General features: G+C 66.6%; 16 protein-coding genes and 1 pseudogene. 10 read left to right on the plus strand and 7 right to left on the minus strand.

What is annotated here, in order from left to right:
• Positions 1-1,380: an O-antigen ligase family protein gene (locus MICSW_RS04610; protein ID WP_464496969.1), complete on the minus strand. Its 1,380-nt coding sequence runs from the start codon at positions 1,378-1,380 to the stop codon at positions 1-3.
• Positions 1,381-1,572: 192 nt separating this feature from the next.
• Here MICSW_RS04610 and MICSW_RS04615 point away from each other — a divergent pair, with 192 nt between their 5' ends.
• Positions 1,573-3,333 (plus strand): N-acetylmuramoyl-L-alanine amidase, encoded by a 1,761-nt coding sequence (locus tag MICSW_RS04615; protein ID WP_464496973.1) that lies wholly within the window; start codon positions 1,573-1,575, stop codon positions 3,331-3,333.
• Between the two features lie 78 nt (positions 3,334-3,411).
• Here the strand turns inward: MICSW_RS04615 and MICSW_RS04620 are convergent, their stop codons facing one another.
• The 3 genes from MICSW_RS04620 to MICSW_RS04630 form a co-directional block, all read right to left on the minus strand.
• Entirely contained in the window at positions 3,412-3,729 is a 318-nt protein-coding gene (locus MICSW_RS04620) for a hypothetical protein (protein WP_464496977.1), read from the minus strand.
• Between the two features lie 35 nt (positions 3,730-3,764).
• Complete coding sequence (locus MICSW_RS04625) at positions 3,765-4,547, minus strand: tyrosine-type recombinase/integrase (RefSeq protein ID WP_464496982.1); 783 nt, start codon at positions 4,545-4,547, stop codon at positions 3,765-3,767.
• 114 nt (positions 4,548-4,661) lie between these two features.
• On the minus strand, positions 4,662-4,868 hold the full coding sequence (locus MICSW_RS04630; RefSeq protein WP_464496987.1) for a hypothetical protein: 207 nt from the start codon (positions 4,866-4,868) through the stop codon (positions 4,662-4,664).
• Between the two features lie 306 nt (positions 4,869-5,174).
• Here MICSW_RS04630 and rho point away from each other — a divergent pair, with 306 nt between their 5' ends.
• Positions 5,175-7,256: a transcription termination factor Rho gene (rho, locus tag MICSW_RS04635; RefSeq protein WP_464497001.1), complete on the plus strand. Its 2,082-nt coding sequence runs from the start codon at positions 5,175-5,177 to the stop codon at positions 7,254-7,256.
• 30 nt (positions 7,257-7,286) lie between these two features.
• Positions 7,287-8,369 (plus strand): peptide chain release factor 1, encoded by a 1,083-nt coding sequence (gene prfA / locus MICSW_RS04640; RefSeq protein WP_228177649.1) that lies wholly within the window; start codon positions 7,287-7,289, stop codon positions 8,367-8,369.
• Positions 8,370-8,412: 43 nt separating this feature from the next.
• Here the strand turns inward: prfA and MICSW_RS04645 are convergent, their stop codons facing one another.
• Positions 8,413-9,429, minus strand: a complete 1,017-nt coding sequence (locus MICSW_RS04645; protein ID WP_464497006.1) for a sodium:calcium antiporter — start codon at positions 9,427-9,429, stop codon at positions 8,413-8,415.
• A 137-nt stretch (positions 9,430-9,566) separates the two neighbouring features.
• On the opposite strand from MICSW_RS04645, the gene MICSW_RS04650 reads away from it, so the two are divergent.
• Genes MICSW_RS04650 through MICSW_RS04660 form a run of 3 tightly spaced genes read left to right on the plus strand, consistent with a single transcriptional unit; the run spans position 9,567 to position 12,223 of the window.
• Positions 9,567-9,971, plus strand: a complete 405-nt coding sequence (locus MICSW_RS04650) for a hypothetical protein (protein WP_267189575.1) — start codon at positions 9,567-9,569, stop codon at positions 9,969-9,971.
• Between the two features lie 39 nt (positions 9,972-10,010).
• Positions 10,011-11,741, plus strand: coding sequence for an amidohydrolase (locus MICSW_RS04655; protein WP_464497010.1), 1,731 nt, complete (start codon positions 10,011-10,013; stop codon positions 11,739-11,741).
• Positions 11,738-12,223, plus strand: coding sequence for a hypothetical protein (locus MICSW_RS04660; RefSeq protein ID WP_292733116.1), 486 nt, complete (start codon positions 11,738-11,740; stop codon positions 12,221-12,223). Before MICSW_RS04655 ends, MICSW_RS04660 begins: the two co-directional genes overlap by 4 nt.
• 89 nt (positions 12,224-12,312) lie before the next feature.
• Here MICSW_RS04660 and epsC read toward each other — a convergent pair whose 3' ends face one another.
• Positions 12,313-12,891: a serine O-acetyltransferase EpsC gene (epsC, locus tag MICSW_RS04665; RefSeq protein ID WP_464497018.1), complete on the minus strand. Its 579-nt coding sequence runs from the start codon at positions 12,889-12,891 to the stop codon at positions 12,313-12,315.
• A 2-nt stretch (positions 12,892-12,893) separates the two neighbouring features.
• Positions 12,894-13,831, minus strand: a pseudogene (gene cysK, locus MICSW_RS04670) (cysteine synthase A).
• A 138-nt stretch (positions 13,832-13,969) separates the two neighbouring features.
• On the opposite strand from cysK, the gene prmC reads away from it, so the two are divergent.
• The 4 genes from prmC to MICSW_RS04690 all read left to right on the plus strand — a co-directional run bounded on the left by prmC (position 13,970) and on the right by MICSW_RS04690 (position 17,250).
• A complete protein-coding gene (gene prmC / locus MICSW_RS04675) occupies positions 13,970-14,836 on the plus strand; it encodes a peptide chain release factor N(5)-glutamine methyltransferase (protein ID WP_464498237.1) in 867 nt (288 codons plus the stop codon).
• Positions 14,837-14,924: 88 nt separating this feature from the next.
• A complete protein-coding gene (locus MICSW_RS04680) occupies positions 14,925-15,632 on the plus strand; it encodes an L-threonylcarbamoyladenylate synthase (protein ID WP_464497023.1) in 708 nt (235 codons plus the stop codon).
• A complete protein-coding gene (locus MICSW_RS04685; protein WP_292733124.1) occupies positions 15,629-16,786 on the plus strand; it encodes an MraY family glycosyltransferase in 1,158 nt (385 codons plus the stop codon). Before MICSW_RS04680 ends, MICSW_RS04685 begins: the two co-directional genes overlap by 4 nt.
• Positions 16,783-17,250 (plus strand): hypothetical protein, encoded by a 468-nt coding sequence (locus MICSW_RS04690; RefSeq protein WP_292728376.1) that lies wholly within the window; start codon positions 16,783-16,785, stop codon positions 17,248-17,250. Before MICSW_RS04685 ends, MICSW_RS04690 begins: the two co-directional genes overlap by 4 nt.
• Positions 17,251-17,335 lie beyond the last annotated feature (85 nt).

The following is a 17,335-nucleotide window of genomic DNA, read 5'->3' on the forward strand; positions in this document are numbered from 1 at the left end:
TTATAGTGTGCCCTTGGGTGAACCGATAGGACTGCCCTGCGCCGCTCGGTTCGCCCAAGGGCCGCGGCGTGCTGCACGCCCGTGGCTCCGCAACGTGGTGCGATCGACCCTCGACGCTAGCGAAGCGAGCACGCCGACCAGCAGCCAGATCAGTGCGGGGCTCCCAAGGTCTGCACCGGCGATGCTGCGGCCGATGATCCAAGCGACCAACGCGCCAGCCACAGGCCGAGCTTCGGGGTTGCGCCATGCCCGAACAATCAGCGCGATGAGCGCGATAAAGAACAGCACGAGCCCGACTATCCCGGTTGTCGAGATAAGGGAAGGCAGGAACGACGAGGGGCGGGTGCTTCCTAGGCCCACACCCAAGCCAAAGCTGTCTGCCACCAGTGAAGTGATGGAATACAGGTCAGCTGTGCTTCGCACGAAGAACGAGAACGTCGTGAGTTTGTCCGTGAGCTCCGCCTGCGCGGCGAAAATCGGTTGTCCTCCTACGACAAGAACCACGGGAACGGCGGCAAACACCCCGATCATGATGAGCGGGTGAACCTTCATCTTTCCGGTGAGGAAGCGCAACATCACCCAGGCCAGGAGAACCAGAGCGACGATCAGCGGTGCCACGATTGCAGTGGTGGAGGTCGAGTTACCCAGGTTTACGGATGCCATCGCTAGAGCCGCGAACGAGGCCCAGCGTTGCCATCCTTTCCTTTGGATCGCGAGAACCAGGAAGAACGCAGCGGCGGCCGTCGAGAATGTGGCGAGCACAGAGGGCTCGGCGAAGATACCTCGGAACCGAGGCTCCCCGGTCGGAAGCCGGTTTATGTAGACGAAGCCGGGGCTGTTGTCGAAGAATCCGTCCATCCATGTCGCTCCGACTTGGATGAGCATGAGTCGCACGAAGCTGAGCACGGTTCCTGTGAGAAAACAGAGCACTACTGTGGCGATGCCAGCTCCGACCCGGTAGAGGTAAGCCGCCGCGCCGAGGCCGAGCACGAGGTAAGCCGCTTGAGCGGCGTTGGAAGTTGACCATACGAGCGGCTGAGGGTCAGTGACAGCAGTGTTCACGCCCACGCTGGGGCTCAGGACGAGAACCCCCTCGAAGATCACGGGTCCGATAAGTGTGATCAGGAGCGCCCATGCGCCAAATGCCCACCATTCCCGCATCGGCGACGGCTTGTCAGCTCCGAATCGTGCACGAACAAAGAGCGCCGCGACAGTAGCAGGAATCGCGAAGGCGTAGAAGACCGGTAGCGACTCCCCGGCGACAGTCAGCATCGCGCCTGCCTGTAGCGCTGCGCCGATGGCGAGAGGCGCGGTAAGTCCCTTCCCCTTGGCGATACTGACCGCAGCGATAGCGATCAGAAGTATCCCGAGTGGCGTCACGGGCGCCATGCTACCGCGAGGGCGTTACGAACTGGTCACCTCCGGTATCCCGCACATGACTTTGGCATCCCGCAACCCAGCAACATAGTTGGGCTGCGACTAACATCCCAATAGCTCAGATTCCGACCGAGCGCACCATCCTCTGAAGGCCCCCGTCGTGGGGGCCTTCGTCGTTCCCAGGAGGGAAGCATCGTGACCACCTACGTGATCGTCGACGGGCAGCGTGTCGCTGCGAACGTCGCGGCAGACTACTCCCGTCTCGAAGCAGAGTTCCGTCGCGTCTTCGGCCTCGACCTGATCATCTCGTCGGGTGTGCGGACGTGGGCGGAGCAGAAGGCGCTCTGGGATGCGTACGACAGTGGCCGGTCGAGTGTCCGCGCGGCGCACCCGGACGACCCGAAAGCGTTCCACGTCGAAACGAACCCGATCGGGCCTCGCGCGATCGACATCCGAGACAGCGGGGCCGACGCCGGGGTCACCCGGTACGGGAACCCCAGGTCGAAGTGGATCCGCGACAACGCGCACCGGTTCAACTTCGACCCCGCCGGGTACGACCACTACAACGAGCCGTGGCACCTCGAACACACCGGAGCCACCACAGCATCCGCAGGCAATGGTGCGATGCCGACCGACGAGGCGCAACGGTTCCTCGCTTCCCTGGGCCTGTACGACGGTGCGATCGACAACGACCCTGGCCCGAAGACGAAGGCGGGCACGAAGACGTTCCAGGAGTGGGTGGGCCTGCTCGCGGACTCGATCTTCGGCCCGGACACCTCCGGCGTTGCGCGGATCATCATCGCCGGCGAGAAACAAGTCTCCCGGTCCACGAAAGAGATCCAGCAGTACCTCCAAGGTCGGGGCCTGTTCCACAACTGGGCTGCCGACGACGACTGGGGCAACCAGTGCTCGTGCGGGACGTACCGCTTCCAGCGCGCAGAGGGCCTCGAGAAGGATGCGAAGTGGGGGCCGATCACGGACGGCCGCGCGTTCCCCACGGTGCCGTCGACACCGACCGCGCCGCCGGCAACCCCGCAGCTCGACCCTGCGCAGCCGTGGAAGAACCGCGCCCCGGATTCGCCGCTTGCTACGTGGGTCGGTTCCCCGAACTACCGGTATCGGGAACCGGCTGCGGTGAAGACGCACATCACGCTGCACTGGATGGACGGCACCCTCGCCGGGACCGACGCGCACTTCCAGAACCCCGGCACCATCAAGGACGGCCGCGGCACCGGAACCTCCACCCAGTACGGGATCGGGCAGACCGAGATCCACCAGTACGTCCCCGAAGCGGAGTACGCGCACGGCGACGGCGACGCCTACTCGAACGCGAACGGGATCTCGATCGAGCACGAGGGCGGACCCGACCGGCCCATCACGGACGCCGTGTACGACCTGTCCGCGCGTCTGGTCGCTGACATCGCGGCCCGCCACCAGCTCGGCGAGCTCAAGGTCGGCGTGAACGTGTACCCCCACAACCATTGGGTCGCGACCGAATGCCCCGGCACCCTCGACCTCGAGCGGATCGTCGCGGCGGCGAATCGGATCAACGGTCACGGTGAGCAGCCCGCGCCGGTTGACCCGGAACCCGCCCAGCCCGAACCTGTCCCGGAGACACCGGAGGAGGATCCCATGCCCGAACAGCCCGAGCCGGAACGGCCGACGTACACGCCGCCGGAACTCCCAGCGAACGTGAACCCGGCGAACGTGGCCGCAGCAATCGGGGCGATCATCCAGTCCGCCCGCGCACGGGTGATCCTGTACGCGTCGATCGTGCTCGGCGGTGCCGCGGTGTGGACGACCAGCGAAGTCGTCGAAGCGGTCACAACCGCCGCCGCGGCTGGCCTCCCACCCATCGAGGTCGCACTGGCCGGGGCGAAGGCGGGTCTCGGCTACCTGCTGCCGCTGCTCGGCGGTCTCGCGCTCGCGAACGTCCCCAAGACCGAGAAGCAGTAACACCACAACACACTGACGCCCCCGGGCCTGTCATCCACGCGATGACGGGGTCCGGGGGCGTCTTTTGTCGTTCCTGGGTTACTGGTCTTGCAGGGATGCGAGGGCATCAACCTTGGCAGCGGAAACTACGAAGTCCATGTACTCGTCCGGGTCTCCCCAGAAGTCCACGAAACCGTCCTCACCTTGGGATTCCACCCAGTTCTCACATGGTGTCTCCCGGTCCACCTTCGTGCCAGGGTTCTGTTCTGCCAGCACGTCGAGCTCGCGTGGCAGCGCTCCGTACGCGCTGACGCACGTATCCCACGCATCCGCGAAATCCTCCGGCGTGGTAGTGGCGCATCCGGTCAAGGTGATCGCAGCCAGGGTGACGGTAGCGATTGCTGCGCGGCGGTTCATGCCACCGGATCGTACCGGGGAGCCCGAGTGCGCGTCTACGCCGCGAGGCGCGACGCCTGGGAGGCGCGGAGCAGGTCGGGTCGTGTGACGTGCACGTAGCGTGCGGTCATTTCGGGGGACGAGTGACCGAGGAATTCTTGTGCGACACGGAGATCGTGGCCGGTGCCCTCGTAGACGACGGTCCCGGCCCGGTGTCTGAGTGAGTGGGGGTTTGCGCCGACAGCGCGGCGGATGTGTTCGTAGACGGTGTTCGGGTGAAGGTGCCCGTCCGTTCCTCCGGGGAACAGGTATCCGGCTGGTGCGTGGCGGATGAGGGTTTGAAGCTCGGGGGTGAGGTGTACGACGCGGTGTTTCCCGCCTTTGCCGATGACGTGCAGCCATGCTCCGGCTTCGATGTCGTCGGTGTGGACTTTAGCGACTTCGTGTCTGCGGAGTCCGCATTCGGCGGCGAGGCGGATCATCATTTCGGTTTGGGGGTCGGCGTTCGCGATGCCGGCGAGGATGTCGGTGTCTGTGGCTATTCGTGCGGGTCGACGTTCAACGGTGACGGTTTCGAGCTCAGCGGCGGGGTTGTCTTGGCGTCGGCCGGAGGCGTGCATCCACCGGAAGAATCCTCGGAGCCCGGATACGGCGGCGTTGAGGGATTCGTCGGCGGTCCAGTGGGTGTGGACCCATTCGTCGAGGTCGAAGAGTGTTGCCGTGTAGGGGTCGATTTCGGTGAGGAGTCGGGCGATGACGGCGCGGCGTTTCCGGATGGTGACGGGTGCGCGTCGGCGGCGGTGGAGGTAGTCGATGAATTGGTCGAGTAGTCCGTCCATGTTGCACCTGCCGTTCCGCGTTGTTCGCCCTCGGCACTCGTCGTTGAGTGTCGGGCTGAGAATCTATCCGAACGGATGTAACCGCGTTCAGGCATGCTGGTGACGTGTGTGCCTTTACATGCGCGCTGGGGCGACCAGGCCATCTTCGACGCTGATCTCGTGGGACCAGCGCTCCGCTCGCGCGGTTTCGCTCGCGCCCTTCGTGTAGTACCGGCGACCTTCCCATCCGCACGAGCAGGACGCCTGCCACGCCGGACCGATCGCGGTGTGAATTCGGTTCGCTCGTGCCCGGTGCCCGAGCTTCTCGGCAGGAGTCATCACGCGGCCCACCGTTCGAAGTTGGGTGCGCTGGACGTGCGTCGCGGACGCAGGTGGTACAGTGAAGGAGCACGCGGGGGGTTCCACGTACTTGTGAATCTGGCCCCCGCCGCATATCTGCGAAGCCTCCGCAATTCCCTCGATCACCCGAATCCGGACATCTCTGCCCGGAAGGAATCGAGGAGAGGCAGATGAGCACGAGACGCTGAGTCCCGCTCAGCACGTCGAGCCCATCGCGGCGGCTTCTTCATCCGTGCGGATCCGCACATCATTCGATTCACCGCACATTAGGTACACAAGGGAGTACTCGTGGAGTCCATCTCCGAGGTCCAGACCGACGCGTCCGAGAGCGACGCTGTCGACCAGACCACCCCCGCGGCCGAGGAGGCCGCCACACCGACCGAAACCGCAGCTTCGGAGGCATCGACCGACGAGGCAGCACCCGACGCAGGCGCGCCGGCAGCCGAGGCAGAGGCCGACGCTCCGGGATCTGAGGCAGAGGCAGCGGAGCCCGCGGCAGCCGAGGCACCCGATGCTGCTCCGGCTTCCGAAGCCGCCGCGGCGGGACCCGCGGGCGAGGCTGCCGAGCAGCCCGCCGCCGACGCTCCGGCAGATGCAGCAGACGAGGCAGCCCCGGCGGAGGAGAAGCCCGCGGAAGCGCCGGCCAAGCCGGCACGCAAGCGTGCGCCTCGCCGGGCCAAGAGCACCGACGTCGCCGCCGAAACGACGGCTGACAAGTCCGCCTCTGAGACGCCGGCAGAGACGCCGGCTGAGCCGCAGGCCGAGAAGCCGGCTGAAGCGTCGAACGACAACTCCGCGGACCAAACCACGGACAAGCCCGCGGACGAAAACATGAGTGCGGACAACAGCGACGCACCCGATGCCGCGTCAGCCGAGGCCGCAGCGACCGACGAGTCGGCGACGAATGCCGAGTCCTCCGACGACGCCAGCGAGGAGTCCACACCCAGCCGCAGCCGCAGCCGCAGCCGGAGTCGTAGCCGCAACCGGGCATCCGGGGGCAGCGGCAACGGAGCGGGTAACAACGGCAACGGCAACGGTGGTTCTTCGGGCGGTGCCGAGCAGTCGGCGTCGACCGGTTCTGATGACGACAGCGGTTCGTCTGGCGGTCGTGGCCGGCAGCGCAACAAGCGCCGCGGTCCGAACCAGAACGACGAGTTCGAGCCCGAGGTCGGCGAGGACGACGTCCTGATTCCGATCGCCGGCATCCTGGACGTGCTCGACAACTACGCGTTCGTCCGCACGACCGGCTACCTTCCCGGCCAGAGTGACGTGTACGTCTCGCTCGGCCAGGTCAAGAAGTACAACCTGCGCAAGGGTGACGCCGTCGTCGGCGCTATCAAGCAGCCCCGCGAGGGCGAGCAGACCGGCCGTCAGAAGTACAACGCCCTCGTCAAGGTGGATGCCGTCAACGGCCTGTCCGTCGACGACGCCGCGAACCGCGTCGAGTTCGGCAAGCTCACGCCGCTGTACCCGCAGGAGCGCCTGCGCCTGGAGACGGCGCCCGAAAAGCTCACGCAGCGGATCATCGACCTGGTGGCCCCGATCGGTAAGGGCCAGCGCGGCCTCATCGTCGCGCCGCCCAAGGCTGGCAAGACGATCGTGCTGCAGCAGATCGCGAACGCGATCGCGACGAACAACCCCGAGGTCCACCTCATGGTCGTGCTCGTCGACGAGCGGCCCGAAGAGGTCACCGACATGCAGCGCACCGTGAAGGGCGAGGTCATCGCCTCGACCTTCGACCGTCCCGCCGAAGACCACACGACCGTTGCCGAGCTCGCCATCGAGCGCGCCAAGCGCCTCGTTGAGCTCGGCCATGACGTCGTCGTGCTGCTGGACTCGATCACCCGCCTCGGCCGCGCCTACAACATCTCGGCGCCGACCTCTGGGCGCGTCCTCACCGGCGGTGTCGACGCTTCGGCGCTCTACCCGCCGAAGCGCTTCTTCGGCGCTGCTCGCAACATCGAGAACGGCGGATCGCTCACGATCCTCGCGACCGCGCTGGTCGAGACCGGTTCGAAGATGGACGAGGTCATCTTCGAAGAGTTCAAGGGCACGGGCAACAGCGAGCTGCGTCTGAACCGTCAGCTTGCCGACAAGCGCATCTTCCCCGCGGTGGATGTCAACGCGTCGAGCACGCGCCGCGAAGAGATGCTGCTCTCGCCCGATGAGGTCAAGATCACCTGGAAGCTCCGTCGCGCTCTCGCGGGCCTGGACCCCCAGCAGGCGCTCGAGGTCGTGCTCGGCAAGCTCAAGGAAACCCAGTCCAACGTCGAGTTCCTCGTGCAGATGCAGAAGTCGATTCCGGCGCCGACCTCCAACGGTCACGGCGCTGGCGGACACGGTCACGGGCACGAGAACAGCATCCGCTGACCCGGCGGCATCGAGATGGCCGAGCCGGCGATGTTCGACTCCGTCCGTGCGCTGATCGACGAGCACCGCGAGGTGCAGATTGAGCTGTCCGATCCGGCGGTGCACGCGGACCCCGCCCGCGCAAAGCGGGTCAATAGGCGGTACGCGGAATTGAGTCGGATCGTCGCTGCCCACGATGCGTGGGTGGCGGCATCCGACGACCTTGTCGCTGCCCGCGACCTCGCGCGCGAAGACGACGCCTTCGCCGAAGAGGTCCCGGCCCTCGAAGAGCGCCTCGCCGACACCCAGGAACGGCTCCGACGGCTCCTGATTCCGCGCGACCCGGATGACGCACGCGACGTGATCATGGAGATCAAGCAGGGCGAAGGCGGCGCAGAGAGCGCCCTGTTCGCCGCTGATCTGCTGCGGATGTACCTGCAGTATGCCGCTTCGAAGGGGTGGAAGACCGAACTGCTCGAGCGCAACGAGTCAGACCTCGGCGGGTTCAAGGACGTCCAGGTCGCCATCAAGGGCTCCTCGAGCGATCCGGCGCAGGGAGTGTGGGCCCACCTGAAGTACGAGGGGGGTGTGCATCGCGTCCAGCGCGTTCCCGCCACCGAGTCACAGGGGCGGATCCACACGTCGACCACCGGTGTGCTGGTCTTTCCCGAAGTCGACGAGCCCGAAGAGATCCACATCGATCAGAACGACCTGAAGATCGATGTCTTCCGCTCGTCAGGTCCGGGTGGCCAGTCGGTGAACACGACGGACTCCGCGGTGCGGATCACGCACCTGCCAACCGGAATCGTGGTGTCGATGCAGAACGAGAAGTCGCAACTGCAGAACCGCGAGGCTGGGATGCGCGTGCTGCGAGCCCGGCTGCTGGCCAAGCAGCAGGAGGAGCGGGATGCCGCGGCATCCGATGCCCGGCGCTCGCAGATCCGAGGGATGGATCGCTCCGAGCGCATTCGCACGTACAACTTCCCCGAGAACCGCATCGCCGATCACCGTACCGGATACAAGGCCTACAACCTTGATCAGGTGATGGACGGTGCCCTCGAGCCGATCATCGCGTCGTGCATCGCCGCCGACGAGGAGGAACGGCTCGCGGCTCTGGGGTCAGGCGGGAACTGATTCCCCGCCACCCGGTTGGCCGCATAGCCCGCCCCGACGGTCTCTACCGCGCAACGATGGCCAGGCCAATCGTCCCGAGGTAGACGCCGGGAATCGCGACCCCTTCGAATCCGATGCCGCGACGATCGCGCACGAGAAGCCCGATCGCGAGGACCGCTGACATGAACGCTGTTCCCGCCAACAGCACCAGACTCGACGGACCTGCGGCCTCGTAGATGGTGCCGTCGCGGTACGACACATCGGCTATCGAGATCATCAGCGTGTCGAACACGTTCCCGCCGATGATGTTCCCGACCCCGAGGGTCAGAGCGCCCATCCGGACCGCCGCGATGAGGGTGATCAGTTCGGGCAGCGAGCTGATGGCAGTGGTCACCGTGAACCCGGTGACATCGCTCGGCCACCCCGTCGCCGCCGCAACTCCCAGCCCCGCGCGGCCGATGACCCATCCGGTCCCTGCCGTGACGAGGGCGAGTCCCGCGAAGGTGACCCACAGGCGGGGGAGAGATGTCGTCGGCTGCGTCGTGTCATCGTCGTCAACCGTCTGCGACGTCCGGCGCGGACTCCACATCTCGTCGGCCCGCATCCGTCGCAGCAGAAACAGGCTGTAAACGTAGATCACCGGGATCAGAAGTGACAGCGGGTGAATCCATCCCCACGAGAGGGTGGGTGTCGCGTAGGCGATCACCGGAATCGTCAGCAGTGCGACGAGGGTCAGAGATTGCCCGAGATTCTCGAGCGAGGCCGCGGCGTGCTCGAGGTTCGCGCGCCGGTAGAGGAGGTCGGCCACCGCCAGCCAGACTGTCTGAATCGCCACCCCGCCTACCGGGTTGGCAAGCGCGAACCCGGCATCCCCGGCGAGCGCTCCGGTGATCGTGGTGATGATGCCGGTCAGCGAGGTCACCGCGCCGAGGAACACAGCTCCCGCGATCGCACGCCCCATTCCGGTCCGGCCCGCCAGCTCGTCGGCAGTGCGAGCAAGACGGGTACCGGCGAACCAGAGCACGACGATCGAAGCGGTGAGTGCAACCGCACTCTGCCACAGTCCCCACGTCCCGTCCACGGCGCCCCTTCCGCGATTCGCAGCCACACACGGTAGCAAGAGGAGCGCACAGAGCCGCAGGCCTTGACTTTCCCGGAGCGGCGCCGCACGGCATCCTGTCGCTGCGTGGGTCGACGCGCTACTGTCGGGGCGTGGTCATGTTCCTCATCCGCGCCCTGATCTTCGTGCTATCCGCAGCTGTCGGGCTGATCGCCGCCGACCTGCTGCTTCCGGGCTTCCGCATCGACTGGGCTGACTGGTGGGGCTTCGTCCTCGCCGTGCTGATCTTCGCGGTGCTCCAGAGCGTGCTCTCGCCGTGGATCGCGACGGTCGCCAAGCGCAACGCGCCGGCCCTGCTCGGCGGGATCGGAATCATCTCGACCCTCGTCGCGCTCGTGATCGTCGTGCTCATCCCCCGAGGCGGTATCAGCATCGGTGAGCCCTTCGTGCTCACCTGGATTCTCGCGCCCGTCATCGTGTGGCTGGTCACTGCCCTCGCGACGTGGCTGCTGCCGATGGTCTTCATCAAGAAGAAGGTCGAGGAGCGTCGCTCCGAGAAGTAGCGAGAGCCGCCGCCGGAGGCGGCAGACCGTGGGGGAGACATGGACGTCATCGTCACCGCGGGCACCATCATCACGATGGATCCAGCGCGCACCCGAGCAGAGGCTGTCGCCGTTTCGGACGGGCGCATCGTCGCGGTAGGAACAGCGGCTGACTGTCAGCAGGCGCTGCCCGGGGCGAGAGTGCACGATACGGGCGCCGCCGCTCTGCTGCCCGGGTTCGTCGAGCCGCACTCGCATCCGGTTCTCAGCGGCATGGCGACGATGCCTCCGGCGTACTGGATTGCGCCGTGGTTCGCGCCCACGTGGGATGACGTCGTCGCAGCCTTCCGGAAGGCCATCGACGAGACGCCCGCTGACCAGCCGCTCGCGTTCTTCGGCTTCGATGGCCTGCTGCAGCAGCACGCCGATCCGACAGCGTCCGAACTCGATGCGATCTTCGGGAACCGCATGGTGATGGTGTTCGGCAACTCGGGCCACACGTCCTATGTCACGACCGCGGTCCTTGAGCACCTCGGTTGGGTGAAGAACCCGCCCGAGGACCCCGCGGGTGGTTTCTTCGGCCGTAATGCCGACGGCTCCCTCAACGGCGTGGCCACCGAGATCCCCGCGGCGATGGCGCAGGCAGCTCCCGTTCTCGAGGCGATCGCCAAGGGGCCGCATCCGCTGCAGGGCGCCGTTGAGTACTACGTGCTGCTGTCATCAGCGGGGATCACCTCGACCTCGGAACACACGTACAAGACCGAGCTGAAGCCTGCGTACGAAGCTCTTGCCTCGCTCCCCAATAGCCCGCTCAGGATCTCGCTGTACCACATGTCGACGGAGGCAGACTGCGGAGATCGGTTCACCTCAGCTGCCCCCGACGACATGCTGCGCAAGCAGGGAATCAAGCTCTGGGCCGACGGATCGCCGTGGGTCGGCAACGTCGCGATGAGCTCGCCGTACCTTGACACCGAGGTCACCCGAGCCGCGGGGATCGCGCCCGGAATCCCCGGCGAGAAGATGATGAACTACACCCGCGACCAGCTTGACGCGCTGCTGGAGGCGCACGTCGGCGAAGGGTGGCAGATGGCGTTCCACGCGAATGGTGACATCGCGATCGACATCGTGCTGGATGCCTTCACGACGGTGCTCGGCCGCCACAACATGATCGAGAGCGATCACCGCTGGCGGATCGAACACATCGGCGGTGCGTGCGCCGACCAGTTCGCCCGGATGGCCTCGATCGGCGCCGTGCCCTCGATGGGCCCCTTCCAGTTCTACTACTGGGGCGATCTGCTCGACGGGGGCATGTTCGAGCCGGCCGTGGGTGGGTCCTGGCAGCGATTCCGGGATGCCTTCGACGCGGGCCTGCCCGTCTCGTTCCACAATGACGGTTCTGTCACGCCTCCCACGCCGCTGCTGAACATGCAGGCTGCAGTCACTCGCCGGTGCTCGTCCGGAAACCTGCATGCCCCCGAACAGGCAGCGACGCTGGATGAGGCGCTGCGCGCACACACGGTCAACGCCGCGTTCGCTCTCGGGCGCGAGCATGAGATTGGCTCCATCGAGGTCGGCAAGCTCGCTGACTTCGTCGAGCTCGATGCTGATCCGTATGCCGTGGTGCCCGACAAGATCGGTGCCATCGGAGTCCTCGGCACATGGCTCGGCGGCTCTCGCATCGATCTCGGGGAGTTTGCCGCGGCATCCCACCAGGTCGACGACGCCGCGTTCGCGCAGTTGCGTACGTACGGCGTGCCGGCGTGCTGTCACCTTCCCGGAGCCGACGCGTGAGCGCTGCCTCCGCTGTCGGCGCGGGAGTCTCCCGTCGGCAGACGGCGCTCGCGATCCCGCTGCTGGGGATCATGGGTGGGGTCCAGACCGCTGATCCCACGATCGCGAGCACGGCGCTGGTCGAGTCCGCTCGCGCGCTGCAGATGGATGCCGGACTCCAGGCGATCGCTGCCAGCGTGTCAACCCTGATGCTTGCGGCTACCGTCATCTCCACCGGCCTCCTCGCCGACCGGATCGGCCGGCGTGTCCCATGCCGGCGAGGGGCTCACCTCGCCGCTCACGTGGGCACCGCTGGCCTCGGGTGCCGCGCTGCTGGCCCTCTTCGCTGTGGTGGAACTGCGCGGCGCGCATCCGTTCTTCCCGATGCAGCTGTTCCGCAATCCCGGTTTCCTCGCCGCGCCCAGATTCAGGCACGTACGTACGCACGCACGCACGCACGCACGAGCGAAGCCGCCCCGCGCGAAGTTCGCAGAAAGGCGTGAAGTTCGCACAATTGTCGCGGCATCCTGCGAACTTCGTGCGATTCTGCGAACCTCGGGGCCGGTGGCGCCGCGCACGACCGGCGTGAGAGTCAGATCTGGTAGTCGGGCATGGTCAGGATGGCGCGGGTGTCCATGCCGTCCTTGCGCTTGCGGGCTTTCGCCGGGATGCCGGTGAGGATGCTGTCGGCCGGCGCGTCCCGCGTGACCACGGCGTTCGCGCCCACGACCGAGCGGTCGCCGATCGTTATCGGGCCGAGGATCTTCGCGCCGGCGCCGACTGCCACCTCGTCGCCGATTGTGGGGTGGCGCTTGCCGCCCTCGCGCTGCCGTCCGCCCAGCGTGACCTGGTGGTAGAGCAGGACGTCATCGCCGATCTCGACAGTTTCGCCGATCACGACGCCCATGCCGTGGTCGATGAAGAAGCGGCGACCGATCCGTGCTCCGGGATGGATCTCGATGCCGGTGAGCCAGCGAGTGAGCTGTGACCCGGCGCGCGCAAGGAAGCGCGCGTTGCGGGTCCATAGCCAGTGGTTGATGCGGTGCGCCCAGATCGCGTGCAGGCCCGAGTAGAGCACCGCGATTTCGAGACCGCTGCGGGCTGCGGGGTCTCGAAGCTTCGCCGCAGCGATGTCCTCGCGGACGCGGGCGACGACGTGGAGCACTCCCACGCTCAGTCCTCGCGCAGGTGCTCGAACAGGGCAGTTGACAGGTAGCGCTCGCCGTTGGAGGGGATGACCACGACGATGTTCTTGCCCGCAGCCTCGGGTCGGGCCGCGACCTGGAGGGCAGCCCACACTGCAGCACCGCTGGAGATGCCCACGAGAATGCCGTCCTTCGTGCCCACGGCGCGGGCGGTGGTGATCGCGTCGTCGAACTCGACGTCGATCACCTCATCGATGACATCCTGATCGAGGATCTCGGGGATGAAGTTCGGGCCGATGCCCTGGATCTTGTGGGGACCGGGGCGCCCCTCGGTCAGCAGCGGGGAATCCTTCGGCTCGACAGCGACGACCTTGACGCCGGGCACGCGCTCCTTGAGGACCTGGCCGACGCCCGTGATCGTGCCACCCGTGCCGATACCGGCAACGAAGTAGTCGACCTTGCCGTCGGTGTCACGCAGGATCTCTTCAGCGGTGGTCTTGCGGTGGATGGCGGGGTTCGCCTCGTTGGCGAACTGCTTGGCCAGAACCGCACCCGGCGTTTCGGCGGCGATCTCCTCGGCCTTCGCGACAGCGCCCTTCATGCCCTGAGCCGGGTCGGTCAGCACGAGTTCGGCGCCGTAACCCTTGAGCAGAAGCTTGCGCTCGGTCGACATCGACGAGGGCATCGCCAGGATGACCTTGTAGCCGCGTGCCGCGCCTACCATGGCCAGCGCGATTCCGGTGTTGCCGCTGGTCGCCTCGACGATCGTGCCGCCCGGGGGAGCTCGCCCGAGGCTTCGGCGGCATCCACGATCGCAATGCCGAGGCGGTCCTTGACGCTGGATGCGGGGTTGTAGAACTCGAGCTTTGCCAGCACGGTGCCATCGACGCCCTCCGCGACGCGGTTCAGGCGGACGAGCGGGGTGTTTCCGAACGCACTGGTGATGTCGTTGTGGATGCCGGTCATTTCGGGGCCTTTCGGGCGACGTGGGTGACGACCATTCAGCTTAGGCGAGCCTCACCGGCAGGGGCCCGATTGTGACGAAGAACGTCCCGGGGTCCTAAGCTTGGGGCGCTCATGCCTGCCCAGAATCTTTCCGATGACATGTGTCCCCGCGAGATCGCCGTGTCTGTCGCGGACGCCACCGATACGCTCACTGCTGCCGGGATCGCGGATGCCCGCGTGGATGCCGAGCTGCTGCTGGCGCACATGCTGGGCGTGGGCCGCGGTGAGCTGCAGGCAGCCGCCCTTCGCGGCGACACCCTGGACGAGGCATCCGACACGCGCTTCCGAGACCTTGTGGCGCGCCGTGCGAGTCGGGAGCCGCTGCAACACATCACCGGCACCGCGCCGTTTCGCCACCTCGAGCTGCGGGTGGGGCCAGGGGTGTTCGTACCGCGGCCCGAGACCGAGACGCTCGTGCAGATCGCGCTGGATGCGCTGCTCGCGGCGGCATCACCCTCACCTATCGCTGTCGACCTCGGCACCGGCTCGGGGGCTATAGCCCTCGCGCTTGCGACGGAGGCTCCGCACTCCCGAGTCTTCGCCGCCGAGAACGCCGTCGATGCCTTCGTCTGGGCCAAGGAGAACTTCGCCGACGTCGGTGCCGAGAACGCCACCCTCGCCTTCATCGATCTCGCGCGCGCCTTTCCCGACCTCGACGGGACGGCATCAGTGGTCGTGAGTAACCCGCCGTACGTCCCGGATGCCGCGGTGCCCCGTGACCCCGAAGTGCGGTGGTTCGATCCGCCGACCGCGCTCTATGGAGGAGCAGATGGATTGGACATCGTCAGGCAGGTCAGTGCGACGGCGCTTCGCCTTGCTCACCCGGGCGGGATCGTCGCGATCGAGCACGGTGAGAGCCAGGGCGCTGAGATCCGCGAACTGCTGAGCGCCGACGGCTGGCGAGCGCCCGCCACCCACACGGATCTCACGCGCCGCGATCGAGTCACCACCGCGCTGCATCCGTAGCCGCCCGGGCTTCCCGCCGCGCTTCCGCGCTTCCCCCAGCGTCCGCGCTTCCCGGAATAGCTCGCCGCTTCCGTAGACTGAGCAGGCCATGTCCGACATCTTCGACTGCCGCGACGACGCCCAGCTCCTGCCCGGCATGAGACAGGCGCGCCAAGCGATCGGCAGGGGCGCCCTTGTCGTCATCCCCACCGACACCGTCTACGGCGTGGCCGCCGACGCCTTCAGTGCTGCTGCTGTGCAGCGGCTGCTGGATGCCAAGGGCCGCACTCGAGAATCGCCACCGCCCGTGCTCGTTGCGGGAACCGCCATGGTGCGCGCACTCGTTGCCGACCTGCCGGAGCCGGTGGAGCGACTCATCGAGAAGTGCTGGCCGGGAGGGCTCACGATCGTGCTGCCCGCTCAGCCTTCGTTGACCTGGGATCTGGGGGAGACCCGCGGCACCGTTGCGGTTCGGATGCCCGATCACCGCATCGCTCTCGAACTCATCGAAGAGACCGGTCCGCTCGCGGTCTCCAGTGCGAATCTGACCGGCGAGGCTGCTGCCGTCGACGTGCTGAGCGCACACCAGATGCTCGGTGACCGGATCGACATCTACCTGGATTCGGGCCCCGTCGCCACGGGAGTCCCCTCGACGATCCTCGACGCCACGGGACTGGCGCGACGCGAGCCGGGAACCGCGCGAATCCTTCGGATCGGCGCCGTGAGCGCCGATGAGATCCGCGAGGTGATCGGCGATCTGCTCGAGGACCCCGCCGCACCGGTCGAGACGGATGCCGACGACGCCGGATTCGCGTGAAGCAATACCTGTTCGTCGTTATCCTGACCGCGACCATCACCCTCGTGTTGGCGTGGGCGGTGTGGCAGTTGAGCATGCGCTACAAGCTCTACCCCGGCATCCGCGAGCGAGACGTCCACAAGACCCCCACGCCGCGCCTGGGTGGCGTCGCCATGTATCTCGGCATCGTCGCGGCGTTCCTGGCGTCGTCGCAGCATCCGTTCTTCTCGATCTTCTGGGCAGACCCCGCTGCGGTGTGGGCGATCCTCGGCGCAACGACGCTCATCGTGCTCGTCGGTGTTGCCGATGACATCTGGGACCTCGACTGGATGATCAAACTCGGCGCGCAGTTCGCTGCGGCGGGAATCATCGCCTGGTTCGGCAAGCTGCAGATCCTCTCGCTGCCGATCGGCGGGCTGACCGTCGGCTCGAGCTGGATGAGCTTCGTGCTCACGGTCCTGTCGATCGTGATCGTCATGAACGCCGTCAACTTCATCGACGGGCTCGACGGGCTCGTCGCCGGTGTCGCCCTCATCGCCAACGGGGTCTTCTTCGCGTACTCGTACCTGCTCGTCCGAGACGCCGGCGCGACCACCTACTTCAACCTCGCATCCTTCATCGCCGCAGCGCTCATCGGGGCCTGTATCGGGTTCCTTCCGCTGAACTGGACGCCCGCGAAGCTCTTCATGGGAGACAGCGGAGCCCTGATGCTGGGCCTGCTGATGGCAGTGTCGGCCATCGCGATCACCGGTCAGATCACCCCGTCACAGCTCGATCCCGACAACTTCGGAAGGTCGCAGCTGCTCGGCGCGTTCATCCCGATCCTGCTGCCGATCACGATCGTGCTGCTGCCGCTGCTGGATTTCGGTCTCGCGATCATCCGTCGTGTCGGCGCCGGGAAGTCGCCGTTCTCGCCCGACCGTAAGCACCTGCACCACCGGATGCTCGACATGGGCCACAGCGACCGTACGGCAGTGCTCATCTTCTATGCCTGGACGGCGATCATTGGCCTTGCGATGCTGCTGATGTACATCGGAACCGCATCCGACTGGCCGGGGGAGTACCTCCTGGGCGTCGGGTTCGGAGTCGTCGGCGCTATCGCCTGCCTCGTTGTCACCCTCATGCCCCCGGGGCGCCGCCCCGCACCCGTCACCACCGCCCAGGAGGCCTCGTGAGCACCGTGTCAAGCACCCCGATCCTGCGTACGACGGTGATCTGGTCGGCGATCGTGACCGGCGTGCTCGCCGTGGTCGGTGCCCTCGTCGGCTACCTCGCCGCCGGCGAGTCCGGGCTCTGGAGTGCGCTGCTCGGCGTGCTGCTGGCAGCGGTGTTCCTCGGGATCACGAGTGTCAGCATCCTGATCGCCAACCGGTGGTTCGGAACCGACCTGTACGTTCCGATCTTCTTCGGCATCGTGCTCGGTGGCTGGCTGCTGAAATTCATCGTGTTCCTGGTCGTGCTGTTCGTGGTGCGCGACCAGCCGTGGGTGAACTCGCTCGTGTTCTTCCTTGCCATCGTCGCGGGGATCCTCGCTTCGCTCGCCGTCGACGTCATCGTGCTCACTCGGATGCGGTTGCCGTACGCAAGTGACACGAAACTGCCGACCGCCGACCCGGAGGACACCTCCGGAAGGGAGTGACGCGGCGCCGGGAGCCCTTCGGGTTTGCTAATGTTGTGTTGCGCCCGCCCGTTCGCCTGACGAGCGCTGCCGGGACCGCCAACTC

The sequence above is a fragment of the Microbacterium sp. SW12 genome (assembly GCF_055391095.1).